At 34.0% G+C, this 25721-nt stretch carries 24 protein-coding genes and 1 tRNA gene; 19 read left to right on the plus strand and 6 right to left on the minus strand.

All coding sequences use genetic code 11. The annotated features are described in order from the left end of the window. Positions 1-38: 38 nt before the first annotated feature. Entirely contained in the window at positions 39-728 is a 690-nt protein-coding gene (uppS, locus tag AAHM80_RS04060; protein WP_341755275.1) for a polyprenyl diphosphate synthase, read from the minus strand. A 122-nt stretch (positions 729-850) separates the two neighbouring features. Beyond that, positions 851-1672 carry a 2,3,4,5-tetrahydropyridine-2,6-dicarboxylate N-succinyltransferase gene (gene dapD / locus AAHM80_RS04065; RefSeq protein ID WP_342260357.1) on the minus strand — a complete coding sequence of 274 codons (822 nt, stop codon included), beginning with the start codon at positions 1670-1672 and terminating at the stop codon, positions 851-853. Between the two features lie 95 nt (positions 1673-1767). Between dapD and AAHM80_RS04070 the strand changes: the two genes are divergently transcribed. From AAHM80_RS04070 to AAHM80_RS04090, 5 genes are all read left to right on the plus strand, one after another. Then, positions 1768-2418: an MJ0042-type zinc finger domain-containing protein gene (locus tag AAHM80_RS04070; protein ID WP_341755277.1), complete on the plus strand. Its 651-nt coding sequence runs from the start codon at positions 1768-1770 to the stop codon at positions 2416-2418. Positions 2419-2523: 105 nt separating this feature from the next. Beyond that, on the plus strand, positions 2524-3009 hold the full coding sequence (locus tag AAHM80_RS04075; RefSeq protein WP_341751342.1) for an RDD family protein: 486 nt from the start codon (positions 2524-2526) through the stop codon (positions 3007-3009). A 364-nt stretch (positions 3010-3373) separates the two neighbouring features. Beyond that, positions 3374-3973 carry a recombination mediator RecR gene (recR, locus tag AAHM80_RS04080; RefSeq protein ID WP_342260358.1) on the plus strand — a complete coding sequence of 200 codons (600 nt, stop codon included), beginning with the start codon at positions 3374-3376 and terminating at the stop codon, positions 3971-3973. 279 nt (positions 3974-4252) lie between these two features. Further along, on the plus strand, positions 4253-5029 hold the full coding sequence (locus AAHM80_RS04085; RefSeq protein WP_341755278.1) for a HAMP domain-containing sensor histidine kinase: 777 nt from the start codon (positions 4253-4255) through the stop codon (positions 5027-5029). A 1-nt stretch (position 5030) separates the two neighbouring features. Beyond that, on the plus strand, positions 5031-5432 hold the full coding sequence (locus AAHM80_RS04090) for a response regulator (RefSeq protein WP_341751345.1): 402 nt from the start codon (positions 5031-5033) through the stop codon (positions 5430-5432). Positions 5433-5511: 79 nt separating this feature from the next. Here the strand turns inward: AAHM80_RS04090 and grxD are convergent, their stop codons facing one another. After that, positions 5512-5844 (minus strand): Grx4 family monothiol glutaredoxin, encoded by a 333-nt coding sequence (grxD, locus tag AAHM80_RS04095; protein WP_342260359.1) that lies wholly within the window; start codon positions 5842-5844, stop codon positions 5512-5514. A gap of 50 nt (positions 5845-5894) precedes the next feature. Here grxD and nth point away from each other — a divergent pair, with 50 nt between their 5' ends. After that, complete coding sequence (gene nth, locus AAHM80_RS04100; protein ID WP_341751347.1) at positions 5895-6533, plus strand: endonuclease III; 639 nt, start codon at positions 5895-5897, stop codon at positions 6531-6533. Positions 6534-6945: 412 nt separating this feature from the next. Beyond that, positions 6946-7033, plus strand: a tRNA-Ser gene (locus AAHM80_RS04105). Positions 7034-7172: 139 nt separating this feature from the next. Here the strand turns inward: AAHM80_RS04105 and AAHM80_RS04110 are convergent. After that, positions 7173-8120 (minus strand): hypothetical protein, encoded by a 948-nt coding sequence (locus AAHM80_RS04110; RefSeq protein WP_342260360.1) that lies wholly within the window; start codon positions 8118-8120, stop codon positions 7173-7175. A 349-nt stretch (positions 8121-8469) separates the two neighbouring features. Between AAHM80_RS04110 and AAHM80_RS04115 the strand changes: the two genes are divergently transcribed. Continuing rightward, the gene (locus AAHM80_RS04115; protein WP_342260361.1) at positions 8470-10215 is read left to right on the plus strand and encodes a DnaA N-terminal domain-containing protein; all 1746 of its coding nucleotides are present in this window, start codon (positions 8470-8472) and stop codon (positions 10213-10215) included. A 276-nt stretch (positions 10216-10491) separates the two neighbouring features. Here AAHM80_RS04115 and AAHM80_RS04120 read toward each other — a convergent pair whose 3' ends face one another. Both AAHM80_RS04120 and AAHM80_RS04125 read right to left on the minus strand, forming a co-directional pair. After that, positions 10492-11157 carry a transposase gene (locus AAHM80_RS04120; RefSeq protein WP_342260362.1) on the minus strand — a complete coding sequence of 222 codons (666 nt, stop codon included), beginning with the start codon at positions 11155-11157 and terminating at the stop codon, positions 10492-10494. Between the two features lie 47 nt (positions 11158-11204). Then, the gene (locus AAHM80_RS04125; RefSeq protein WP_342260363.1) at positions 11205-11621 is read right to left on the minus strand and encodes a transposase; all 417 of its coding nucleotides are present in this window, start codon (positions 11619-11621) and stop codon (positions 11205-11207) included. Between the two features lie 283 nt (positions 11622-11904). Here AAHM80_RS04125 and AAHM80_RS04130 point away from each other — a divergent pair, with 283 nt between their 5' ends. The 11 genes from AAHM80_RS04130 to AAHM80_RS04180 all read left to right on the plus strand — a co-directional run bounded on the left by AAHM80_RS04130 (position 11905) and on the right by AAHM80_RS04180 (position 25721). Further along, positions 11905-12432, plus strand: coding sequence for a hypothetical protein (locus AAHM80_RS04130; RefSeq protein WP_342260364.1), 528 nt, complete (start codon positions 11905-11907; stop codon positions 12430-12432). 19 nt (positions 12433-12451) lie between these two features. Next, the gene (locus AAHM80_RS04135; protein WP_342260365.1) at positions 12452-13843 is read left to right on the plus strand and encodes a hypothetical protein; all 1392 of its coding nucleotides are present in this window, start codon (positions 12452-12454) and stop codon (positions 13841-13843) included. A 54-nt stretch (positions 13844-13897) separates the two neighbouring features. Beyond that, positions 13898-15478, plus strand: coding sequence for a hypothetical protein (locus tag AAHM80_RS04140; RefSeq protein WP_250310989.1), 1581 nt, complete (start codon positions 13898-13900; stop codon positions 15476-15478). Next, positions 15471-17024 (plus strand): portal protein, encoded by a 1554-nt coding sequence (locus tag AAHM80_RS04145; protein ID WP_342260366.1) that lies wholly within the window; start codon positions 15471-15473, stop codon positions 17022-17024. Before AAHM80_RS04140 ends, AAHM80_RS04145 begins: the two co-directional genes overlap by 8 nt. A 12-nt stretch (positions 17025-17036) precedes the next feature. Further along, the gene (locus AAHM80_RS04150) at positions 17037-17315 is read left to right on the plus strand and encodes a hypothetical protein (protein WP_342260367.1); all 279 of its coding nucleotides are present in this window, start codon (positions 17037-17039) and stop codon (positions 17313-17315) included. A gap of 36 nt (positions 17316-17351) precedes the next feature. Then, positions 17352-18287 (plus strand): Rpn family recombination-promoting nuclease/putative transposase, encoded by a 936-nt coding sequence (locus tag AAHM80_RS04155; protein ID WP_342260368.1) that lies wholly within the window; start codon positions 17352-17354, stop codon positions 18285-18287. Between the two features lie 4 nt (positions 18288-18291). Continuing rightward, positions 18292-19083, plus strand: coding sequence for a hypothetical protein (locus AAHM80_RS04160; protein WP_342260369.1), 792 nt, complete (start codon positions 18292-18294; stop codon positions 19081-19083). Positions 19084-19303: 220 nt separating this feature from the next. Next, positions 19304-20656, plus strand: a complete 1353-nt coding sequence (locus AAHM80_RS04165) for a phage capsid protein (protein WP_342260370.1) — start codon at positions 19304-19306, stop codon at positions 20654-20656. Between the two features lie 30 nt (positions 20657-20686). Further along, positions 20687-21247, plus strand: a complete 561-nt coding sequence (locus tag AAHM80_RS04170; protein ID WP_342260371.1) for a hypothetical protein — start codon at positions 20687-20689, stop codon at positions 21245-21247. Between the two features lie 28 nt (positions 21248-21275). Beyond that, positions 21276-24917, plus strand: coding sequence for a hypothetical protein (locus AAHM80_RS04175; protein ID WP_342260372.1), 3642 nt, complete (start codon positions 21276-21278; stop codon positions 24915-24917). 237 nt (positions 24918-25154) lie between these two features. Continuing rightward, positions 25155-25721 (plus strand): hypothetical protein, encoded by a 567-nt coding sequence (locus AAHM80_RS04180; RefSeq protein WP_342260373.1) that lies wholly within the window; start codon positions 25155-25157, stop codon positions 25719-25721.

A 25721-nucleotide genomic window follows, 5' to 3' on the forward strand; every position in this document is an offset into this window, starting at 1 on the left:
ATCTATTTTTATAAAATTTAGATAAAAGATAATTGCTCTTATCTAGCACCAAAATTCCTTTTTCTTTTTGAATAATCGTTTAACGCTTCTAGTATATCTTGTTTGTTAAAGTCAGGCCAGTATTTAGGTAAAAAATATAGTTCAGCATAGGCAGCTTGCCATAGTAGAAAATTACTGATTCTACATAGACCACCAGTACGAATTAACAAATCTACATCAGGCATTCTTGGATCATATAGATAATTACCAAACTCATTCTCGCTAATTTGTGTTTTACTAGAATTGATGATTTTCTGGCATGCGTCAACAATCTCTGCTCGCCCGCCGTAACTAAAAGCAATACAAAGAGTTATGTTATTATTATGTTTTGTTAATTCTATAGCATCATGGATTTGTTTTTGTAACATATTATCTAACATATCCAATCTACCGATAACTTTTATTTTGACTCCGTTTTCGTGTAGTAGTGTAGTCTCATTTTTTAGATAATAACGTAATAATTTTAGTAAAAATGTCACTTCAGTCTTTGACCTACGCCAATTTTCTGATGAGAAAGTATAAAGTGTCACGTAAGGTATATTAAGTTCTATAAAATCTGGTAATAATTTCTTTACTCTATTAGCACCTGCTCTATGTCCCTCAGATTTTGGTAAGCCTTTTTCTAAAGCCCACCTTGCATTACCGTCCATGATTATGGCTAAATGATTTACTGTGTTGATTATACTCATATTTATTGTATATACGCTGGGATGACTAGAAGTTATCACCATTACTATTGCTCAGGTTAGCTATATAATAACACAGAAATGTCATTAATGAACATATATTTGCGGTCAGTTATAGGAAATTTTCATCGTAATAGATCATTTATGGATACTTTACTTCTAGTTCCTTTATCCACCTGTTTAACGATTACTGCACAATATAAACTTGGTTTTCCTGAATCAGCAGGTAAGCTGCCTGGTACTACAACTGAGTAGGCCGGAACTCTACCATAAATTATTTTTCCACTTTCCCTATCTACTATCTTGGTAGATGCACCAATAAATACTCCCATACTAATTACACTTCCTTCTTCTACTAAAACCCCTTCTGCTATTTCTGATCTTGCACCTATAAAACAATTATCTTCTATTATTACCGGGGTATCTTGTATTGGCTCTAGTACCCCACCAATACCTGTCCCGCCAGAAATATGACAATTCCTTCCTATTTGTGCACATGATCCTACGGTGACCCAAGTATCAATCATTGTTCCTTCTCCTATATATGCACCTATATTAATAAAAGAAGGCATAACAATAACGTTTTTAGCTAAATATGCCCCCGTTCTTATAAATGCTCCGGGAACGATACGACAGCCATGGGTTCTAAATAATTCTTCATTATGATTTGTAGCAAATTTGGGAGCAATTTTATCATACCATTTCATACAATCACCAGAATGGATTTGCGAATCAGTTACAATAAAATGTAATAAAATTGCTTTTTTTACCCAAAGATTAACTCGCCAATCAGCCCCTTCTTTTTCACAAACCCTAATTAATCCTTGATTTAAACCATCAATAATATTATTCAATATTTGTTTGGCGTAGTTAGTTTTTTCTGAATCCTTAGTTAATTTATCGCGTATTTGCCACAATTCTTCTATAGTATTGATATGTTTTTGCATAACGTCCTTGCTAAACTATTAAAAAAATCATAATTTACTTTATTTTTAAGTCAACCTATATACTCAAATTTGAGTATACAAATTAGATCACGTAAATGAGTATTGCTTGCCCAAATTGTAACACTACCTTTATAGTTTCAAAAGAACAAATAGGTATGACTGGTAGGAAGGTCAAATGTTCAAAATGCCACCATATATGGTATCAAAAGGCAGAGCTTGATCAGCAAGAACCTCCCATTATATCAGATAATACCACAAAAAACGCTAGCACTAATGAAAATAATAAAATATATTTAACTAAAGGTACTAACTTACCGGCTTTATTACCAACTAAAATTCCTGAGCAATCGCATATTTTATCTATATTATTGTGGCTTAGTTTAATTGTCTTCTTATTATTAATGTTATTTCACGAGAAGTTTAATATACCAGCTCTGTATAAAGAGAATAATAATATATTAACTATAAGAAATATACATGTTGAACAAAATAAAGAAATGGGACAAATTAAAGTTTCCTACAGGATAAGTAATACTTCTGACCATGATGTGACAATACCACTTATTCGGGTTAGATTGCTCAATAAAAAATATGTAACAGTAAAATCCTATATAATGAATCAAAAAAATATTAAATTGCCACCTAAGCAACATATCGACATCGCTACGTATCTTGATGTAGTTCCTCGTTCAAGTGAGTTGTTAAATATTATGCTTGGTAATAGTTTGGATTTCATATTACATTAGACTTCTTTTGAAAGAGACTTATAATCAATTCAAATACTCCCATAACATAACCGGAAGTTCGATGTAGCTTGTTACATCGAACTTCCGTGATATATATAGAAAAAAATGAATAAACAAATTATATACCCTAAACTAATTCCTAGGCTCTTTGCTTCTTGCCTAGATTCGTTTTTGTTATCAATTTTTACAACTCCGATCACCCACTTTATGTTATCTAGACTGTCTTTATTTTTTTTTAAAGCTAGTATAGCGGACATACTAATAATGGGTAGCACGAAACCGGAGTTAGTTCAAAATGTAACTGCTAGTAATGTTCTTACATTATTTATTTTAATGTTTATAATTAATTTTGCCCTAGCTGCAACATATTTTATTGGTTTTTGGATTTATTTGGGTGCTACTCCAGGAAAAATGGTTATGCATATGAAAATAGTAGACGCAATCACTCTTGGAAAACCTAGTAAATGGCAATTAATTAAAAGATTTTGTGGATATGTATTAGTGCTAGTTGGTATTTGGTTTATACTCTTTTCTAAACAACGCCAAGCTTTGCATGATAAAATTGCTGGAACAGTGGTTATTAAAAGTTAAAACACAATAGTATTAATTTTAAAAGTTGTAGTATACTCTTCTGCTTTGAAGAATTGTTTTTTGAAAATATCATGGATTCGCATGCGTAACTATACTGTATGTACGCCTAGCATGCTCACCATTCATTTTCAAATCCAATTCTTCAAATCATTTGAGTATATCAGTAGATTATTAGTAGTAAAAATGATGTCATCAACTATGATTTTTTTATTTTAAACCTTTTTTTAATTTCTTAAAAATCATAGTTGATGACATAGTAGCTAGCAGAGATGATATCTCATCCCTAATGAGGATGATACTGAGCCTAATATTAACTTGTTACATCGATATTTGAGGTTATTATAAGTAGTAAAGGTATGCTAAAATGAATAAACTAAATGAAATAGATCAGTTGATATATATTTTTTCTAAACTACCTAGTCTTGGTCAAAGATCAGCAAGGCGTATAGTCCTGCATCTTTTACAAGAAAAAGACGTTAGGTTAAAAGGTTTAATTTCAGCTCTTTCTTACGTAGATAATAATGTTGTCAAGTGCGATATTTGTGGCAACATAGATTCTCACCATATTTGTAGAGTATGTTCATCTGATGATCGCAACAAATCTATTATAGCAGTTGTTGAAACAGTGACAGAATTGTGGGCAATAGAACGTAGTGGCATTTTTAATGGATATTATCATGTACTAGGACATAATTTGTCAACTTCAAATAGCCATAATTCTAAAGCACTAAGACTACCAGAATTACTAGCTAGATGCCAAGAGAATAACATTAATGAAATAATTATTGCAACTAATTCTACCTTAGAAGGTCAAACTACAGCTTATTTCATTACTGAATATTTCAAAGATTATACTATCAAAATATCAAGATTAGCTAGCGGCATTCCAATAGGGGGAGAACTAGACTATTTAGATGAAGGAACTTTATCAGCTGCAATAACCTTAAGACAGCCTTTTGACTAATTTATTAAAAATTATTTATTGTGTTGAAAAATTTAATATAATATATAAACTGTTGGTTAGATATTATATTAAATTTTGTTAATAAATTATCAAAGATTACTAAATTAGAATTATTTATATGAAATGTTAATTTGAAATTTTTAGATATTTTCATTAGTTTATTTTATATTTTACCTTGCATATAATTATTTTAACTAAAGTAAGCATATGTACCAACTTTTTTGGACTATTTTAGTCATATTTTTGATTCCTGTAGTTCTTTATATTTGCAGGTACAAGATGTTTTCGTGGTTTAATTTAAGAAATAATTCAAAAACTAAAATATTAGAATTAGAACAAAAGATATCAGAGCAAGATAATATTTTGAATCACGTTACTCACGAAATTAGGACTTCGATACATGGGGGAAGTAGTATCGCTCAGTTTTTATATGAAAATTGGGATAAAATGGATGAGCAAGAACACGTAAAGTATGTCAGTATAATAGCTAAAAATAATCAACGTCTTATAAAATTAATTAATGACCTACTAGACCTATCTAAGTTTAGTACCGGGAAGATGCAGTTTAATTTTGTTGCTATGGATCTATTATCTTCTATAAAAGAGACCGTACAGCAACTTACAGAATTAAACATAATTAACGATCGAATTAATATTATTCTTATTGATCATAGTATTACAAAAGCAATGATTAATGGAGATAAAATTAGGATTAACCAATTATTAAATAATTTATTTAATAATGCACTCAAATATACTAAGGAAGGATTAATTATAGCGGTAATTGATTTAAAAAATCATGAAAATATTCCTTATTGGTGCTTTAGCCTAATCGATACAGGTATAGGAATTCCAGACTCAGAACTTGAGACTATTTTTGAAGTATTTACTCGTAGTTCACGAACTAATAATAATTTTCTTGGTACAGGTGTTGGTTTATCTATTTGCCGAGAAATTGTACTGGCTCATAATGGTTATATTTATGCCGAGAATAACCGTAAAAGAGGAACAAAATTAGAATTTATGATTCCTGTATACGATAAAAAAGAGACATAAAATGCTTACAAAGGATAATATTGCAAAAGTATTTACTATACTTTTTGTTGATGATGAACCAATTTGCCATGACGTAATAAACTTAGTGCTACATTATGAACAAAAATATAAAATTATCAGTGCTTATTCCGGACAAGAAGCAGTTAATTTATCTAAAACACATGCTAATACAATAGAGTTAATATTTCTTGATATTTCTCTTCCTGATATGACAGGTTGTGAAGTACATAAACAAATAAGAAGTGATGAGAACCTTGCACATATTCCTATAATTTTTCAAACTGGTTTGTCTAGCAATCATCAGGAAATGCAAAAGCTCTTACAAGAACAAGCAACATACCTAATCCATAAACCTTATAAAAACGAAGAACTGCTTGAAACTATAAGGCAGTTCCATAACTAGATATATACTCAAAGCAGAAGAGTATACTCATTTATAAGGCAATTAGATATAAGATAAATATTCTTATATCTAATTGAGGTTACTTAGATATTATATGTTTATTTTTTAATAATGAAACAAGGTCACCGTTTTCATACATCTCACGTACTATATCGCAGCCACCTATCAATTCCCCTTTTATATAAAGCTGTGGTATGGTAGGCCAATCACTGAAAGATTTGATATCTTCACGTAAGCTAGGATCGGTTAAAACATTAATATCACGAAATTCTACGCCAAGTTTTTTTAAGATAGAAACAACGGTAGCAGAAAAACCACATTGAGGAAAATTGGCAGTGCCTTTCATAAATAATACAATATCATGATTAGCAATTTCATTTTTTATAAAATCAAAATTTCTATTCTCTAACATTCCTAAACCTGATAAAAATTATAACTTCTTTTACTCTTAAATGTTATATTATGCAAGCTCAAATAGTTGATAAAATTTTTGAAATTTTAAGCCAAAATAATCCTACTCCCCGAACGGAACTAGAATATGTGAATAATTTTACTCTATTAGTAGCGGTGATATTATCCGCACAAGCAACTGATGTTTCAGTTAATAAAGCAACTAGATTATTGTTTGTGAAGTATAATACACCAGAAAAAATATTAGAGCTCGGGGAAGAAGGGGTAAGAACCTATATAAGATCAATAGGTTTATTTATAACCAAAGCAAAAAATATTGTTGCACTTTGTCGAATTTTGATAGATAAGTATGACAGCAAAGTACCTAACAATTTTGATGACTTAATTAAATTGCCAGGTGTCGGAAGAAAAACTGCTAATGTAGTATTGAATTGCCTCTTTGGTAAGTCAACTATCGCAGTTGATACGCATGTATTTAGAGTTTCTAAAAGATTAGGACTGGCAAATAGTAATACTCCTAAAAAAGTAGAACTTGAATTAGTTAAAGTTATCGATAAAAAATGGTTACAACATGCTCATCACTGGTTGATATTGCTTGGTAGGTATATTTGCAAAGCACGAGTACCAAATTGCCCTGCTTGCCCAGTTAAAGAATATTGTGAGTATTATGCTAATAATTTTCTGAAGTAGCAAACTGTAGATACACTTCTGCTTTAAAGAATTGGCTAGGAGTACGAGTGGCAAGTTAACTAATCGTATATTTAGTATGTGAGTACGCAAAGTCCCGATAGTAAGACAATGCTAACACTTTAAAGACGAATAATATACCAAACCTATTGCTTACGTAACCTTAGTTCGATATAAGAATTAATAATTCTTATATCGATACTTGCTTTGTTATAAGGAAAAATGCACTCTTGAAGCACTTCTGCGGGTGCATTTTAACTTTTTTCATCATTCAATATGTGATTTTAATTATTAAAATCACATATTGAATGGAGTATTATATTTTAACAATCAGGTGGGCAGCCACTTCAAACCTGATTGTTTCTATATATAATACTGAATTCGATGTAACTTGTTATTCTGAATTCCCATAGATGGAGAGGTGGCCGAGTGGTTTAAGGCGCTCGCCTGGAAAGCGTGTTCACGGTAACGTGTCAGGGGTTCAAATCCCCTCCTCTCCGCCAGTTCTTATCAGGATTTCAGGATTTTTTACTTTACTAAAAATTTCATATGTAACTTCTCAGACAAATTTCCTGAAATTTGACCTACAAAAAAATATATTTTTAACCCTATTACAATAGGGGATCAAAACCTGATTACAATTTACACTTTAGCCTGTTTGGTAATATCACTGAGCCACCTAGGCAATTTCCCACTAGCTTCTTGCTCAGACCCGTTACCTCCTGAATAGCCATCTGTTGAATCAGAATCTGAATCGTAATCTGACTCGTCATCAGTTGGAGATGCATCAGAGGAATTGCAGGGTGATGCTTCATTTGCTGAGCTTACCGTTATCTCCATAGGTAAATTAAAACTTTTTTCTTCAGTTGACTCAAGCTTTGGTAAACTTTTTTCACCTGAACTTACCGTTATCTCCGGCGATGAATTAAAGCTTTGCCCCGTAGTTGATTCAACTTCTGACAAACTTTGTTCACCTCTTTTTGCCGTTACCTCAAACGGAAAATTAATGTTTTGTTCCTCAGTTGATTCAGACTCTGACACAGTTTGTCCACAGACTTGTCCACAATTTTCTTGATTTTTTCCATATCTAGATATTATAGATATATATATAGATGCGTTTTTTTGAAAATTTTTTCCAGTTGGGTGGTAATTTTTTTCAGGTTGACCTGAAATTTTTTGTTGATTAGGGTCACAATTATTTTTACGAAGATTTATAAATTTTTTAACTAGTTTGACACATAAAATATTAGGACATTTAACATTATGTTTAACTATTGTAGTTGAATAAATATCAATAAAACCACTGTCTTTTAATTCTACTAGACATTGCCTTACCCGTCTTTGACAAACTCCAAGCTCTTGTTGAAAAAAATGATAGCCCTCTTGTAATTCATCTGAATTTCTATAATTACCAGTTTTCATGCAAGAAACTATCAACGATAAAAGTTGACGAGACGTTTTACTTAATTGTTTACCACAATTATTGGTAAGATTTCGCCACTCAGGCGGGATGAAATTACCAACAAAGTTATAAAAGATAATATCTTGATTTTCAACTACAGAGCGAGAAAAAGTTAACGATTCTGTCATATTTCCTCCCCTTGTAACAGGGTTAAAAATAGATTTTTTTGTAGGTCAAATTTCAGGAAATTTGTCTGAGAAGTTACATATGAAATTTTTAGTAAAGTAAGAAAATCCTGAAACCCTGATAAGAACTGGCGGGAGTGACGGGACTTGAACCCGCGACCTTCTGCGTGACAGGCAGACGCTCTAACCAACTACCCCTTCCTTGTTCAATCTATTACTTATTACTCTTTCAGAGTTTTTTAACTCTTACTAAAAATTTCATATGTGTTTTGTATGTGCTTTCTCAAACAAAAATCCTGAAATTTGATCTACAAAAAAATTTGTTTTCAACCCTATTACAAGGGGGAAAAGTATGACAGAATCATTAACTTTTTCTAACCCTTTAATTGAAAAACATGATATTATCTTTTATAACTTTGTTGGCAATTTTATCCCACCTGAATGGCGAAATCTTACCAATAATTGTAATAAACGATTAAGTACAACTTCTCGTCGACTTTTATCATTGATAGTTTCTCGTTTACAGATTTATCAAAAAGATAGACTATCAGAAGAATTGCAAGAAGGCTATCACTTCTTCGAAAAAGAACTAGGAGTTTGTCAAAGACGGGTTAGACAATGTCTAAAAGAATTACAAACAAGTGGGTTCATTGATTTCACTTTAATTACTACAATCAAATATAACCTAAAATGCCGCAATATTTTATGTATCAAACTCCTTAAGAAATTTATAAATTTTCGTAAAGCTAATGATAATTCTTATCACTTTAATCACACAAATAGTCAATCTAGCCATCGAAAAATTTTAACTCAATCAGAAGAAAAATCTAACCCGAATGAAAAAAAATTTCCCCCACACAATATAATAGATAATAATATATCTATATCTTTATCTAGATGTGAAAAAAATAAAAAAAATTGTGGACAAAATTTGCCAGAACCTGAGTCAACTAAGGAGCAAAGCTTTAATTTGCTGTCTGAGGTAACGGTAAGAACAGGTGAACAAAGTTTGTCAGAGCTTAAATTAACTGAGGAGCAAAGCTTTAATTTGCCGCCTAAGGTAACGGTAAACTCAGTAAGTGAAGCGTTACCCGACAATTCAACAGACTGCAATTCTGGTGATGTAGCTTCAGTCGATGATGAGTCAGACTCAGATTCAGATTCAACAGGTGGTGGATATTCAGGGAATAATGGGGAGCAACAGCCAAGTAGAGAATCAGCAAGTTGGATTAGCAATATTGCCAAAAAGGCTAAAAACTGGTATGCATCTAAGAAGCTAGAGGAGTTTCACCCATTGACCAAAGAAGATGGGGCTTTGCTAAGAATGAGATCAGGTCGTGACTTCAATTTGAGTTATATCAACAAGCTGTTGATTAAACTTAGTGAACAATATCCTGATAATCGCTTTCCTTGTAAGCAAGCAGTACTGAATTACATGAAAATAGCTTTGATTCGTGAAATGCGTCAATCAAATTTGGTAAATAATGATAATTTTAACTTCAAGATAGACGATGTTACCAAGGCAAAAGAGGCTTATTTGTTGAAGATAGAAGCAAATCAGGATACTTCACCACGGAGTCAGTTAAAACGCAAAATTGCTGCAGCCTTTGAGCCTGATACTGCTTATAAATTGCTGACTAGTTGTCGGTTTGTAGGAGTGTTTAACGATGAATACAAGATTGATTTAGCAGATATATCTTTGTCAGACAATGATAAAAGCCAATTGCTCAATCAAGTGCAGGCGGTATACGGCAAGCAGGTTGATCTATTGGATATTATTAGCAACAAAACCACTGACAGTAGCAATAAATCAGCATCAGTTTATTCAGGGCTAAGTCAACTAGACCCAAAGTCAGTATGGTATAAAATAAGGGAATATTTGTTAAAGTCACAGGGTGAGTTCATCGACAAAGCATGGTTTAGCCAGTTAGAAGCCATTGAAGAGGATATGACTAGCAAGAAGATCATTCTCAAACCAGCCACTGCCTTTATTGGTGCTTGGATTCAGAATAATTATAGGAGAGCTTTGGAAGACGCTTGCAGCAGCCAGAATTTTACTTTTGAGGTTATCAATGTTGATAGAATGGCGGTGGTATAACATATAGCAAATAGAAGAAAAGATTAATTGTATTAAGCGAAAAAAGAAAGATTACAAAGAAGTTAATAATAATCAACCAGTTACTAAAGGTTGAAAAGTACATATGAATCACATATGAAATTATAAGGATTTAGAAAATATGAGAGTAATGCGGCTTACAAAGATTGAACCTCTGCTTAATAAGCAGAAACTCGTCCTTAGATTCATAATCTATAGCTATTTTGATAAGATTTTTAGTAATTTTTTGTCACTTTTTTCTTACTACATGACAATTTTTCATTTTGCTATCTCTGGATACTGAAATATCCAGGACAACAGCTGTATCCAACGTGCTAATTGAGTAGAGATATTATACAAAATAGTAACCAATGTATCTAATCCAACACGAAATATACTATTTTGCCTATAACCATGTTTTTTGATAATTATTGGTTTATCTAGCACTATAATCTCTCCAGTTTGATAAGCTAGGCAAAAAGCAATAGACATTATTTGCATCAATGTATCTAATCGTAAATCATTAGTAATATGAGTTGCTTCACAGTTAAAGCCTGCTGATTTAAAAGCTTTGAACATTGTTTCAATTTCCCATCTTTGAGCATATATCTCAGCAGGATTTTTAATCTCATCATTATGTATTAAAACTGCAAGCTCACCCTTCTTATTTCTAATCCCTACTACGTTACAAATCTCACCTTTTTTACCAATTCTACGCTGAAATAAACTCATATAGGATCCTACGGCTAGAGGGCGAAATAACTCCTGTATTTTAACCATTTGGCCTCTTGCATTACTGATATACTGACCATTTTCTTTTACACGTAAAACGTATGCTATGTGATTATCTCCAAGCCAGGCAAGCCATTCCTTACCTATAAATTCTCTATCAGCCGTCAACGCTTCAATTCTGGTTTTATCAAATATTTCTAAAAAACACTCCATCAGATCGATACGATCAATATAATCAGAGCTACCACATTTTTTATCACTTAAAAAATGCCAAAAAGGGGGATAGCAATCCCGTGAAAACTAACTCCTAAGTATAAAATATTAATGTGTCGCTTACCAAATTTCCAATTGGTTCTATCCAAGCATAATACCCATTTGTGCTGCTTTTCAAGCCCAGTCATCATAACTAACATTACAGGTAATACTCTCCATGATATTGAGATTTCAGATATAAATCTTTGCATCCTTCTATACCATGATGCTGATTGAATTTCAGACGGCATGGTATTACATAGTATCGCCATGTTTACTGTCCTACAGTTAAGCATTGAAATGATAAATAATCCTAAACATTTTGCTCTTGATAAATTAAGTGAAATATGTTTTTGTAATAATTCGACTAGAGGGGCGGAATGATTATTCATATGTGAACCAAGTATTTTTTCCTTTATCATCATGAATTATCAGCAAAATTCAACCATTTAATCCTCTATATCTAAAAATTGTCATGTAGTGAGCACTTTTTTACATTTTTTCGCAAAAATTGCCCGCAAAATCATCCGGGGGTACATGCAGCATAAAATAGGGTATGGGGGGGCGTTTTACAAAAAATTTTTTTAAGGTAATTAATCATTTGTTATTAAAAAATTTCACTTTTTTAATTTTTATTTTTCAAGTGGTAAAAAGCCTGGAAGTCAGGTATAATAGAGGTAATTACAAGTGATTTTTAAAGAGACATATATGATTAAAAATTATGGTTTGTTTGAAAAATATTTAGCAAAGATATCATCTAGTACCATCAGTAAGTTTGGTTCAATAGAGGATATCTCTAATTTTTTATTATATCTTTGTGAGCATGGTAACATTGTTATTGCAGCTAAAAAGGCTGGTTGCATCTCACCACTTAAGTTGCACCGGATTATTAATAGCGATAAATATTTAGCTAAATGCGTTAATTTAGCTTTAGCCATTGCGGTAGATAAAGCAGAAGGAGTGTTATATGATAGGGCAATTAACGGATATGAGGAAGTGACTTATAACAAGGATAATCAGGCAATTGCTACTAAGAAAAAATATTGCTCTAAATCGTTGTTGGAATATCTTAAAGCTAATTCCCAGAAATATCAAACGAGAAAGAATGGTGCTGGTTACCATAGGAAAAATAATGATGAAACTGAACAAATAGCAAAAACCCGAGAAATGGCAAAAATGATTGATGTAACTAACTTTGAAATAGAGTCTTATGGGGCAGATGGTTCAATTAATTAAGAAAACTAAGACCACAGTGATGGAAACTACTAGTAAAGCCAACAAAGAGCTTCCTAGCTCTATATCTACCAGCATTAAATTTCCGGTGGACTGGTGTCCTTATCCATTTCAGCTACCTTTGTGGAGATATTTATACTCGGGTGGTAAGAAAGCTATTGCCATTTGGCATAGGAGGGCTGGTAAGGATATTATGGGTATTAACTGGATCACTGCTAGTGCTATTCGAGAAGTTGGCATTTACTGGTATGTCTATCCTACCTATAATCAAGCTAAAATGAGTGTATGGGATGGTATGACATTATCGGGGCGTCCCTATATGTCATTTATCCCTAAAGGCATTATTGCTCGTAGTCAGCAATATAAGCAACGGATATTATTTAAAAATGGTTCAGTGATTCAGTTTGTTGGTAGTGATCGTTATGCTACTATCAGGGGTAGTGGTATTAAGGGAGCAGTTATCTCGGAATATTCTTACCATGATCCACGAGCTATGAGTTGTGTTATAGAGCCGATGGTAATTCGTAATAATGCCTGGTTGCTTTATTTGTACACTCCTTCCGATAATCCAAAACTGACACATGGTGAAGAATTATACCGGAAATACCAAGATAGTCCGGAAGTATTTTGCCAAATAAAAACTATTGAAGATACTACGGATAATGAGGGACAACCATTAGTCGATAAAAATAAGTTGGCTTCGGTCGACATGACTAATGAAGAGATTCAAAGAGAGTTTTATTGTGACTTTGCTGCTTATCGTTACAAGAGAGCTGATCAAGGTGGTACTTTTGTTGAACAATTACGGTTGGCTGAAAGTCAGGGGCGTATTGGCTATGTGCCATTTGATGCAAGCTATCAGGTTAACACTTACTGGGATATAGGTATTGTTGATTATACGGTGATTTGGTTTGTTCAAGAGAAAAAAGACTATATTGATAGTATCGATTTTTATATGAATAGGGGTAAAAATTTAGAGTTTTATCTTAATCATTTAAGAACTAGACCGTATCAATATGGACGTAATGTATTGCCCCATGATATGAACCAAAGACAAATGCCAACTTTGGATACTCGCTTACAACAAGCCAATGAAATAGCAGAAAAAGTAGGCTTCCCACCTTTTGCTATTGGTAGGAAATATTTACGGGAAGAAATGATAACTAAAGCCAGAAATCTGCTAGGCACGTGCCGAATAGATGCTAAGAAATGCCAACTTGGCATTAACGGTCTCTATGAGTTTGATGCCACTAAAAGAGGCGTGCATTCTAGCTCCTCGAGAGCTACCGATATAACTGAGAGTTTTTGTTATTTAGCGATGGATGTTAAAACTGGTAATGAGCAACAGCAATCACAATATAACATACTAAAATATCGTAAAGTAATGAATGATTATAATGCTTTGGAGAGATGAAATGGCTGAAAGGGGGATAAATATAAATAGCTATAATATAGATGAGGTAATATAATGTTCTGGTTACCAGCCTTAGCAGTTGCAGGTTTAGTTGGAGGTTTTTTTAGCCGGGAGGTTTCTAAAGGTATTTCTAAGTATGTTCCTGGCGGCAAGTATCTTACTGGTGCTGATAAAAAAAGGCATACGCATAACTATGAGGAATCGCAGAATCGTTATAATAATTATGCTCGTGAGGCACAAAATACTATCAATAAGCTATCTCATGAATTACAACAGTCAGTGCATGGTTTACGTTCTCTAGAGGAGCAGAAATATCAAGCTAACGTTAGAAACTATGAGATGCAGAACCAATTAAATCACTATACTAGCCAATATGATAGTGGTTTAAAGAACATAGAAGCACAAAGAGCTAGGCTAGCTTCCTCATCTGAACAACTTAAACAATCTTTTGCAGCATTGCAACAGAAAGCTCCAGCCCTTGAAGCAAGAATGAGCGAGGTGGAACAATTACCAGGTGTCTTTCAAAATCTCTATGAGCAAGTAGCCAAGCAAAAAGAAAGTTTACGAGGCTTAACTGAAGAAGAAGCAGGCAGTACAATTGCCAAACATCAGCAAGACGTTGAATCGTTAAAAAAGCAACGTCAAGAAATGGAAGGCAGAATTCGTCAATCTATGAATGACATTACTAGGGAACATAAAAATCTTAGTATGGAAAAAGCTGATCTTGAGAATCAGTTAGGTAACTATCAAGCAAGTCAAGATCGTCTATTGCAAGATACTAGTAATTTTGATCAGGCAAGACATCAATTAACCAGCATCATTGAACAATATAAACAACAGCAAAGCATAGAAGATAAAATAACTGCTGATTATACTGAACGCCAAAAGCATATTGAGGGTTTACAAAATAAATTAAGGGATTATGGTTCATCTGCACAAAGTCAGTTAGATAGTTATGCTCACGATGTAAAGTGGCGGGCTGAGAAACTTCAGAAATCAGCCAACATTACAGGCTTGGTACAGGGGGCAGGTCTTGGTGCCTTAACCTTTGGAGCTGGAATGGGACTGGGAGCATTAGGAGGAGCAGGAGCAGCAACTGTAGCAGGAGGAACTTCAATACTTGGACAGTTAGGTTTTGGACTAAAATGTTTATCTCCATTAGTTGGTATTGGTCATTATATGAATACATCAAATATTATGCATAACCTTAGAGGGAGGATTGAACAAGTTGATCTTGCTAATAACCATCAATATGATGGTATGTCGGGCAATTTAGAGCAAATGGCAAGATATGGTCGATCAGGATTAGCAAAAACGCCGATAGCTGAGCTTGGTGGTTTAAAACAAGCAGTGGAGCATTTTAACATGCGGTCAGTACCACAATTAAAAGATTTACCGCAATTATCTGAATCTCTTGGCAAGATAGTATCGCTTAAGGATATTGAAGGGTTAACCCTTGGTTTGCCTAGCATGACGGCAGCTAGCGGTAAGAAATATAACTATCAGGTGTTGTATGATAATGACTTTATCAAGAAGCTCAAGAAAGTGTCAAAGAAACTTGGTACGCCATATTTAAACCCAAACTCAACTATAAACTCAAACGTAACAAGGAATATGGTGACAGCTTATGGCTGATAGTGATTTAAACAAAAAAATTGAATATTTTGACAATCTCAAGAGCAAGCGGGAGAAATGGCAGCAAGTATGGGATGAGCTAAAGAAATATGTTTGCCCACAAACTGAGAGTAATAAGGTAATATTTGATTCAACTTCTATTTGGTCAAGAGAGCAATTAGCATCAGGTTTACAAAGCTTGCTGGTAAATCCAGCAATAAATTGGTTTAACCTTACTATAGCTGCTGAAAATAAAGAGCAGCAGGAATATTTAACAACAGCTGAACGCAGCATGCTAGCCCAAATGTTAGAAAAATCTTTAATGGATATATTCAACAATCCGGCTTCTAATTTTTATAATCAGATTCATCAGTTTTTTCTAAATCTCGCTGCCTTTGGTACCGCGATATTCTATGTTGAAGAAGACCCAGAATTAGAACAAACTCTATTCTTCCGTAACATTAATTTACAAGAATGTTATTTTGAAGAGGATAAGTTTGGTTTTGTTAATACAATGTATCGACTATTTAGTATGCCGATAAAATCTGCGTTAGCTAAATGGTCAGACTTTGCTCCTTTCAAGGAAAGATTAGCCAAAAATCCTGATGAAATAGTAGAAATATTACATATAGTTAGCCCGCAAGCTCAAAATCAGAAGAATAAAGGTAGAAAACCAATGGCAACAGCTAGCTCATTAATACTTGATTATAGCTCAGAATATATCTACCTAGCTGAACAAAAAATTATCAATCAATCAGGCTATTCTTATTTCCCATTTTTTGTGACGCGATGGGTAAAAGAAGAAGGTGAAGTATATGGCTATGCTCCGGCTCATCATGTGCTGCCTGATATTAAATTGCTCAATAGTTTAAGGCAAATTACCCTAAAAGTAGCCCAGAAACAGCTAGACCCACCATTATTAGTGCCAAAAGATGGGTATTACTTACCACTATATACTACGCCAGGCAGTGTTAATTTCTACCGTAATGGTATGGCAGATAAAATAATACCAATAACCGGTATGGAAAATCTTATTCCTACTGAAATCGAACAAAATCAATGTCGCGATGCGATATACAAGGCATTCTATATCGATATATTCAGGATGCAAAAGGAAAACAAAGAAATGACTGCCACCGAGGTGCAAATTAGGACAGAAGAACAATATCGTTTAATGTCACCGATGGTTGGAAGAATTGAGAGTGAGTTGTTAAATCCGTTAATCATGGCGATATATCAGACGCTGATCAAATATAACAGAGTACCGATTTTAGAGGGAGCAAATAGCCCACCCAAGATAGAGATTGAATATGTTTCACCACTATCCAGGGCACAGAAAACATCAGCAATATCCAGCGTTGAGCAAGTATTAGGTTTTTTTCAACGAAGTGGAATCAGTAACTTTTTTCCTGAGATTTATGATAATATCAACTGGGATGAATGTTTTAAACTATTTTTTGAGCTGCGAGGAGCCCCAAGCTCAATCCTGAAGAACGAGCAAGAAGTATTACAAATCAGACAACAACGTAAGATGATGCAAATGCAACAGCAACAACAACAGATATAAGGGTAAGAAAGAATGAAACTATCAATTAACTCCTCATCCTCATCACCTTTATTAACAAAAGAGCAGTTAAAATCAATTTATTGCAAGCTTTTTAGTGGAGAAGATGGTAAAATAGTATTAGAGGATTTAGCACAAATGAGTGGCATATATCGTAGCAATTTCGTTCGGCAAGAAAGTAATTACACAGCCTTTCTTGAAGGGCATCGAGCTTTGTTCCTATACATATGCTCACAAGTTTCAGAAGATGATGGAATTGATAATATCGATGGTACTAATGAATCAGATAAATAATGGCGATATTTAGTAACAATTAAGAGGTTATATTATATGTTTTTATCAAAGTTTCTTGACCCTAAAAATGATTTTTGTTTTCGCCAAATTTTTGGTACTGAAAAGAATAAAGATATACTTGTTCATTTTTTAAATGATGTTCTCAAGTGTAAAGGAAATGAGCAAATAATTGAGGTGACATTTTTACCAACTATCCAAGACCCTGATATTGCTATTTACAGAAAGTCCATAGTTGATGTGTTATGTAAAGATCAACACGGTAATCAATTCATAGTAGAGATGCAGGTAAGTAAGCATCCAGGATTTGAGAAGAGAGCCCAATATTATGCAGCTAAAGCATATTCTCAGCAAAGACTTGAGGAAGATGAGAAACACAAGAAACTGGCAGTATACGCCAAATTAAAAGGAGTAATATTTTTAGCGATAGCGGATTTTGTGATGTTTAGCGATAAAAAACATTGGAAATCAGAACATCGTCTTTTAGATACAGAGAGCTATGCCCATGATTTAAAAGATTTTTACTTTGTTTTTTTAGAGCTTGAGAAATTTAAAAAAACTATTGATGAGCTAAAGAGTATTGAAGAGAAGTGGATGTATTTTTTCAAGCATGCAGGAGATAGTAAATTAACCTTAACAGAAATAGAGAATTTAATAGGTAAAGATGAAATTATTAGGAGAGCCTTTGAGGCTGTAGACCAAGCTAGCTGGTCAGAAGCAGAGCTTAACACCTATGAGCAAAGAACAAAAGCCTATTTTGATAATTTAGCGGTAGAACAGCAACAAATTGAAGATGCTGAAGCTAGAGGCAAAGCTGAAGGCAAAGCTGAAGGTATTGAAGAAAAAGCTATAGCCATGGCAAAAAAAATGTTGGATAAAAAAAAGCCAATAGATGAAATCATTGAATTTACCGGGCTAATCCTTGAAGAAATAGAGAAGTTAAAAGAAGAAATGGAAACGTTGAAAGAAGAATAAGCAGATGAGTAAAGAATTAATTGCCAATAACTATGAAACTAGCCCTACTTCCTCTGGTAGTGATTGGCTAGCTAACATGCCTGAGGAAATACGTAAAGCTGAGTCACTGGGTAAATTCAAGGATGTCTCATCTTTAGCTCAGAGCTATTTGGAAGCAGAAAAAAGCTTAAATCAGCGAGTTGCTGTGCCAAAAGATGACAGCTCTGATGATGAGTGGCATAAATTCTATTGCCGTTTGGGATTGCCTGAAGATAAGAAATATACTGATAAACGCTCCAAGGAAGATGAGGAGTATTTAACTCGTTATGAAGATATGTTTTACCAAAGCGGATTATCTAAAAGGCAAGGTGAGAAGCTGCTTAATTCTCTGTATGGTTTTTCGCAGGATTTACAAAAACAGCAACAAAATGCTATCGAGCAAACACGTCACTCTCACATTGATTTGCTGAAACGCAATTATGGTGAAGGTTTTGACAGTAAAATGACAGTGATGCAGGCAGCCTTATCTAAGTTTGGTACTAAAGAGCTGGCTGGATTAATTGAAGACTCACATTACGCACCAGCTTTAGTTGATTTATTAGTACGAGTCGGTGAAACTTTAAAATCTGACTCGTTAGTAATTGGCAAAGAGCTACCTGGCATTAACAGCCGAGAGGCGGCATTGTCAGAGATAGATAAACTTGATTCTGACCCCGAGTTTGTGGTAAAATTAAGGAGTAAAGAGCATACGGGACATGAACAAGCTGTTAAACGTATGCAACAATTATACAAGATCGCTTATGATAAGACACAATAAAAAATAACGTAACCAAGCAATCATTAAAGTCATGAAGTAGGTGACAACTCATTTAAGGCTGCAACTTCGCAATAACCTATCATAAAAGAGCCACTAATAACATATATACTCGAAAGGTTGTTGGCTGCATAGAGGACAACGACCAGCTTAAGTTTTTGTTGATTCGAGTATAAATGATATCACACTTTAAATATTGATAGATTATTTGAGGAGAAAAGAAATGGAACAAATAACAGATGGTCTTAAAGAACAATTTGCCAAAAATATCAGCTTAGTTATTCAACAAGAAGGTTGTAAATTAAGAAAATGCGTTACAAATGGTACGCAGGATACTGAGGTAATTAGCTTTGAGTCAATGACTACCCATGAGGTGGAGAGTAGAAATCGACGGGCAATTGATCCTGATGATCATTTACATGGACATTATACTGATGGTGGAGACCCTGGTAGATTAGAACAAATAGAATTTAAGATTCCAACTATTTCAAGAAGATTTTTGACGGCTTCTGCCTATCACTGGAACGCTACCATGGATAGGAATGATAAGTTGAACCTATTAACTGACCCTACTTCACATTTTCCTAAAATGGCAGGTTGGGCAATGGGTAGGCAACAAGACCGGATAATTATTAGTGCTTTTGCAAGTCCAGTTCGAGCAGGAAGGACAGGCAACAATGTTGTTAACTTTGACGTAGCTAATAATGTGGTACCAGTAGGAATTAGGGTTACTGATGTTAATTTAGGCTTAAATGCTCAAGCTGCAGTTGCCGTCAATAGAGGGAGCATCCAGCAAAAGAGAGCAGGACTGACTGTTGACAAACTAATAAAAGCTCATCATATCTTAAAAAAACGCTCTTTTGGTATGTATGATAAATTATACTTATTGTGCTCAAGCAATCAAATTTCAGACTTACTACGTGATCCACAAATTACCAATTATGACTATAATAACGTTAGAGCCTTAGTAAGTGGTGAAGTTAATAGTTTCTTAGGATTTACTTTTATTACTAGCGAGATGCTGGGTGGTATATTTGATAATACTGGGGATGCTAATCAATCTAGATATGCTGTTAGAGATTGCTATGCCTTTAATGAAGGAGCCATAAGATTTAATACGGTTAGTGGTTCTAACAAGAAGGGTATTGAAGAGCTGGTACAATACCACTATGCCAAGGTATTATATTACAGTGAAGCATTTGGAGCTAGCCGTGATAATGAACAAGCAGTAGTGGTCATTAAATGTTTAGAGGACTATGACCGCACCAGCCATCATGGTGAATTGTGGAAAGCAATAGCTAATGAGAATCACCGGAAAGGCTTACATAGCATAACAATGCCATGGCAGATGTTTGGCAATCAATGCCGGAATAGTGATAATAGTGAGGATATTACTGATAATGATTTAGCAGTAATTGCCAACAATAATTTAGCTACGCAAGTACTGGTCATGAGAAGAGCTGCTACTGTTGATGCTGCTGCCGGTGTTGGTGGTGTTGATATTGGTGTTGGTGATAATGTTGTTGAGGATGATGGTGATGGTGGTATTGTTGAGAGTGAGAATGAAGATGGGTAACTACAAAATTGATTCAATAGTGTAATTATTGTGAAATATGAGATTATCAAAAAGGCAGTAGTAGTACTTGGGTCAAATTGTGGTATTAGTAGAATTGGTGGTGGCAGAATATCAAAAGCCGAGGAATTAAGTGAGGAGTTTGTTAATCCTGCTATTGAAGATACTGTACTAATGGTTAAATGGTCATTTGCCTTACGGAGAGTTGATAATATCGAAGGCAATAGACAAAACTTTACCGAAATACCGAATATTAATGATTGCATTAAATGTGCTGTAATAGTGCCATCTAACCTACAATTTTATACAGAGGCAGGTAAGATTTACTTCAAGGGTGGTAAACTTACCTCACTGTTTTATTACAGCAAAAACATTGTTGATAATTTATTAGAGAATGATCCAACTATTTGGCAACAAGTACCTGCCAGCTTTAAATTACTGGCAGCTTTATCATTAGCCTCACAAGTGTCATTTGCTATGTATTCCGATAGTGTGTTTACTGATGGACTAAAGAAACAATATTTGATCAAATTGGAAGAAACAAGAAGGATTTATGCGGTTGATTATAATCTGATTAATTCCGGTGAAGTATGATATTTGAATAATCAAATTACGTTAAGTTATGCAACAAGAACAATTTGTTTACTCACAAAAAAACAACTTCTCAGGTGGTGAGCTTACTCCGACCATTGAAGGGAGAACTGAGCTGGTATTGTATCAGAATGGTGTTAAGAAGCTGATTAACTTCATGCTGTTACCATCAGGTGGCATTATGCGTAGACATGGGACACAATTTGTCCATTTGTTTAATGATAATGTGCCAAAGAAAATGGCAGCAGTGATGTTCTCAAGGAAGTTATCCTACTTACTAGTTTTTGAATCGCATAAGTTACATACTAATTGCTTATTTTTTGTTGGTGGTGAGTTATTGCTAACCAATAAAATTATTAAGGATGATGGGCAAGATTTTCATTTTCGTCCTAAGGATTTTTCTTATGTAGTGTTCCAAGGGATTGCTTATATTTCCTTCGGTGATAAGAGACCGATCTTTAAATTCTCCGTTGATCCGCAAATTGTTGAGCAATTTTACCAATATATTAGCGAACAGGCAAGCAAAAGACAGGTAGAATATGGTGAAAGAGCTGAGATAGCTTCAAGTAGTAGCTATGAGCTATCCAGTAATTTTCCTGGTAAAGATAGAATGTTTATTATTGAACCACTAAAATGCCAAGTTAATTATTTTACTACAGGACAAACTGGACAAGCTACTAAGATACAGAAACCTTTTAATGAGGTAATTTATGGAGCAGAAGTAGATAAAATTAACGATGAGCTAAAAGCTCTTTACCAGCGAGCAGCAAGTTTATCATATGTTAATCAATCCCCAATTTACCAAGCCCAGCAGGAGAAATTATATTGTACTTCAGTGGTTACTTTTGAAAACCGATTATGGTGTTTTGGGGTTAATAAGAATATTCATGCAATTTGGGCAAGCTATAAGGGAGATTTTAGTGATTTTAGGATGGCATATAGGACTTTACTAGAAGCCCGTAATCCTTTAACTGCTTTTTCGGCAACTTTTTCTTCTGCTACTTTTGATAATGTTCTATGGTCGGTACCTTTTGCTGATGAATTGTTACTCGGTACTAGTGATGGTATTTATTTAGTGAAAGAAGGAGATCGAGCTAAAGGGGAGTTTGTCAAAATCCATAAAGAGATTGAGTTGCCGGTATCACCACTGAAACCAGTAGTGATCGGTAAGACCATCTTTTTTGTTGAAGGTAATGGATGTAAAATCAATAGCTTGTATTATTCACAAGAAAAAGGTGGCTTTCAAATATCAGATATAACTGCCTATGCTGAGCATATATTTGCTGGTGGTATTAGACAAATTGTCGGCTGTAACAGTCCATTTTCGATGATAGTGGCGGTGCTAAAAAATGGCTCTTTTGCAATTTTTATCTATTCGCAAGATTTAAAAATTATGGGCTGGTCACAACATTGGCTGGGTGGTAATGGTCAAGTATTAGGCATTACGCCGATCTATGCTGAAAGTGCTGATATGTTATATTTGCATGTTCGGAGAAGTGATGATACTGGTGTAAGCAGTAAAGAATATCTAGAAGTGCTGCAAACTCGTTATTTTTCTGCCAAGCATTTTGTTACCGATAGAGCAGTTTATGCTGATTGTCATGTAAATATCCTACAGCCAGGAGAGAATGCTGCTTACCGTTCAATTATGCAAGCGTTAAAGGATGATAGTGCTTATGAGTTTAGAGGTGATATAACCAAGCTAGAGCATATTGTACAGGCTCAAGCAGAAAATATCTTGAGAGTTAAGTTAGATAATGCTGGTGATTCTTTTAAATACAAAAACAGGCACATTGCTAATTATGATGAACATAGACCCGAGATAGAAAGTTTTTTACAAAAATATTATAAAAATTATTTACCTAAGATTATGAATATTTTGGCGATATCTTTTGCCTATCATCGAATATTCTCACGTATTTATGCTGAAATAGATAATCTATTTTCCGGTCATCCTGAAAGTTTAGTGGTAATCGAGCAATTATTATATGATGGTGAGCGACTTGGTGGTGATATTATTGAAACCACAGAAGCACTAAATGAAATTGATGTACCAGCTATTTTAAGAGATGGTGGCTTAATGGAATATCTGCCTAATAGTGCTTTTTCCTTTCGTCCAACTATTTGTCTGCAAATAAAAAAACTAAATACTGAGCTAATAAGGTTCATCGCTGGCACGGTGCAAGATATTATGGCAAATGCTAAGCAAAATATTAATCTACAGTTTGAAGTAAGTAGAGAAATACAAGAGATGCGGTTAGCGGCTATTCACATCAATAAAAGAATGTTATTATATTATGCTCAGCAGGATAGTGACAATAATAAAGAATTGCTAGTTAACATAAAAAAGTTTTTTACCAAAACTGTAGTGGATTTTTACCAGGAACTGCTAAATATCGCTCATCCAAAACTGACTAAATATATATTTGGTGAAGAGATTAAACAACTAATTAGCCGACAAATAATAGAGTTAGATCAACATACTAGCAAACAACAAATAAATGATAAATTATCAACCATTACTAACCAATTAATTGATAAATTACAACAAATACATAATGACAACAAGATTAATGAGCTAAGCAATTTCAAAAGACGAGAAGAAATAGTTGATTGTTTAAGGAGTATCATACTTGATAAACAATTAAGTAAAGATGTTAGAGAATATATTTTGTCTGATAATTTTAATCAAACTCTCGATGAGATGATAGATGAAGTAGCATACAGGCTGGGAAATGCTGAAAGACTGAACTTACCACCAACGGAAGGAAGTAGAGAGCGTAGAGCCTCATTATCTTCATCCTATTCCTCATCTTCTATTCGCAGCGAAGAAGATTACACTGAAACGTTAGCTGATAGAATATTTGAGCAAATGCAAGAGCTCAAAGAAGGACTAGCTTATTTTCAGCGTAACATTATTGAATATTGTCAGTTAATCATGCCAAGCTTTCATCCAGCTTTATTGAAAGATATTCTTGAGGATGAGAAGAGCATAAAATTAGAGAAATATTTACTTTTATCAAAAAGATATTTTCCAGTTTTTAAAAAACTATTTCCTGATATTGGAGGTTATGAACTAAGTAGTATAGCTGGAAACTGCTTGCCATCATTCCAGCAAATAAATATTGCCACTATATTGCCAATTTTTCAGAAAATTGCTGTATCTATTATTGGTGATGAAGAATTACATGATTTAAAGATTATTGATAATGAGCTGATTAAGCTAAAACATCCGGTAAGACATTTGTCGGTAGGTTTTCCTTATTCTTCGATATTACAGACTTTTCCTTTGATATTTCCGGATGAATACGAGCATGTTCCGAAAAAAGATGCGGAACTTGGATTGAAGGTCTTTAATAGTAAAGGTGGTTATATTGAAGAAAGGCTTGATAATGGGCAAATAGATAGGCAACATATTAATAGTAGATATTTAGATAGTGATGCGTTGATTAGATTGGTTAATGATAAGAAATATTTAACAACATCAACAGCTACTAAAGAAGTATGTGACTTATTTGCCACTCCTTATCAATCAGGTTGGGTAAATTTTATTATGCACGGAGAAATTAAAACTGATATTGATGTTATTTTTAAGGTCGATAAGCCTTATCCCGTTAGTATATTAAAAATCTATGCCAAGGCAAAGATTTTACCAAATTATAAGGGTAATTGATGAATGAGCGAGAGACCCCCACTAACCACAGGGGTCATAACACTGTACCTACGTTCCTCAGTCAATGTTGCAAGTAGCAATCGGTAATGCCCTAATTCTTCGAAAGAATCGACTGCTAAAAATGCCTACCCGTTAGGCAGATTTTTCAGTACATTACACAACTAATACTAGTTATAATGTAACATATTCTTGCAACAAATTAAATAGCTAAAAATCTTTAAAAGGTAAAAAATAGCAATGTTTGATTTTCTAAATTTTTTCTCGAGTGGAGCGAGTATATTTGCTACAGGAGCATCTTTATTTAATACTTACTCCCAACTAAGAAGTAATAAAGAAAAAACTAAGCAATCCTTATATGAACAACAGCATTTATTGAGACAACAACAGGAGAATGTCAGGTTTGACCGTCAACAACTAATAGAAAGAACTGCGGAATATGGAGCAATATCAAGTTATCATGTTGATATGTTGAGGCAAGAACAGTTATATAATCGCCAGCAGCTGGGCTATAATATCCTGAAAACTGGTATTGGTATAACTGGTACTGATTCAGCTGGCTTATTACTACGACATATGGCTTATATGGACGAGATGAAGGCAAGAAGCGTAGAAGCTGAACATTTTCACCAAAGACCAAGATCAAACTTAAACACGGTAATGATTGATTTAAATAAGGAAGCAATTAACCGTAATATTAGTTCGAACAGGTCAGCTTCGCCTTGGCAAAATCTTGGTACGGTGTTAAGCGGGGTGTCTGATCTTGCTAGGATATCAAGAATTAATGAAGGGATAACAGACAAGTAA

The organism is Candidatus Tisiphia endosymbiont of Metellina segmentata, assembly GCF_964030715.1.
Lineage (GTDB): Bacteria > Pseudomonadota > Alphaproteobacteria > Rickettsiales > Rickettsiaceae > Tisiphia.

Bases quoted from the DNA above. Each gene is read 5' to 3' on its own strand.
- grxD (WP_342260359.1), bottom strand. From the start codon at position 5,844: ATGTTAGAGAATAGAAATTTTGATTTTATAAAAAATGAAATTGCTAAT.
- AAHM80_RS04110 (WP_342260360.1), bottom strand. From the start codon at position 8,120: ATGACAGAATCGTTAACTTTTTCTCGCTCTGTAGTTGAAAATCAAGAT.
- AAHM80_RS04140 (WP_250310989.1), top strand. From the start codon at position 13,898: ATGTTCTGGTTACCAGCCTTAGCAGTTGCAGGTTTAGTTGGAGGTTTT.
- AAHM80_RS04145 (WP_342260366.1), top strand. From the start codon at position 15,471: ATGGCTGATAGTGATTTAAACAAAAAAATTGAATATTTTGACAATCTC.
- recR (WP_342260358.1), top strand. From the start codon at position 3,374: ATGAATAAACTAAATGAAATAGATCAGTTGATATATATTTTTTCTAAA.
- AAHM80_RS04160 (WP_342260369.1), top strand. From the start codon at position 18,292: ATGAGTAAAGAATTAATTGCCAATAACTATGAAACTAGCCCTACTTCC.
- AAHM80_RS04075 (WP_341751342.1), top strand. From the start codon at position 2,524: ATGAATAAACAAATTATATACCCTAAACTAATTCCTAGGCTCTTTGCT.
- AAHM80_RS04115 (WP_342260361.1), top strand. From the start codon at position 8,470: ATGACAGAATCATTAACTTTTTCTAACCCTTTAATTGAAAAACATGAT.
- AAHM80_RS04135 (WP_342260365.1), top strand. From the start codon at position 12,452: ATGGAAACTACTAGTAAAGCCAACAAAGAGCTTCCTAGCTCTATATCT.
- AAHM80_RS04180 (WP_342260373.1), top strand. From the start codon at position 25,155: ATGTTTGATTTTCTAAATTTTTTCTCGAGTGGAGCGAGTATATTTGCT.
- nth (WP_341751347.1), top strand. From the start codon at position 5,895: ATGCAAGCTCAAATAGTTGATAAAATTTTTGAAATTTTAAGCCAAAAT.
- AAHM80_RS04085 (WP_341755278.1), top strand. From the start codon at position 4,253: ATGTTTTCGTGGTTTAATTTAAGAAATAATTCAAAAACTAAAATATTA.
- AAHM80_RS04150 (WP_342260367.1), top strand. From the start codon at position 17,037: ATGAAACTATCAATTAACTCCTCATCCTCATCACCTTTATTAACAAAA.
- AAHM80_RS04130 (WP_342260364.1), top strand. From the start codon at position 11,905: ATGATTAAAAATTATGGTTTGTTTGAAAAATATTTAGCAAAGATATCA.
- AAHM80_RS04155 (WP_342260368.1), top strand. From the start codon at position 17,352: ATGTTTTTATCAAAGTTTCTTGACCCTAAAAATGATTTTTGTTTTCGC.
- AAHM80_RS04175 (WP_342260372.1), top strand. From the start codon at position 21,276: ATGCAACAAGAACAATTTGTTTACTCACAAAAAAACAACTTCTCAGGT.
- AAHM80_RS04090 (WP_341751345.1), top strand. From the start codon at position 5,031: ATGCTTACAAAGGATAATATTGCAAAAGTATTTACTATACTTTTTGTT.
- uppS (WP_341755275.1), bottom strand. From the start codon at position 728: ATGAGTATAATCAACACAGTAAATCATTTAGCCATAATCATGGACGGT.
- AAHM80_RS04120 (WP_342260362.1), bottom strand. From the start codon at position 11,157: ATGGAGTGTTTTTTAGAAATATTTGATAAAACCAGAATTGAAGCGTTG.
- AAHM80_RS04125 (WP_342260363.1), bottom strand. From the start codon at position 11,621: ATGATGATAAAGGAAAAAATACTTGGTTCACATATGAATAATCATTCC.
- AAHM80_RS04070 (WP_341755277.1), top strand. From the start codon at position 1,768: ATGAGTATTGCTTGCCCAAATTGTAACACTACCTTTATAGTTTCAAAA.
- AAHM80_RS04165 (WP_342260370.1), top strand. From the start codon at position 19,304: ATGGAACAAATAACAGATGGTCTTAAAGAACAATTTGCCAAAAATATC.
- dapD (WP_342260357.1), bottom strand. From the start codon at position 1,672: ATGCAAAAACATATCAATACTATAGAAGAATTGTGGCAAATACGCGAT.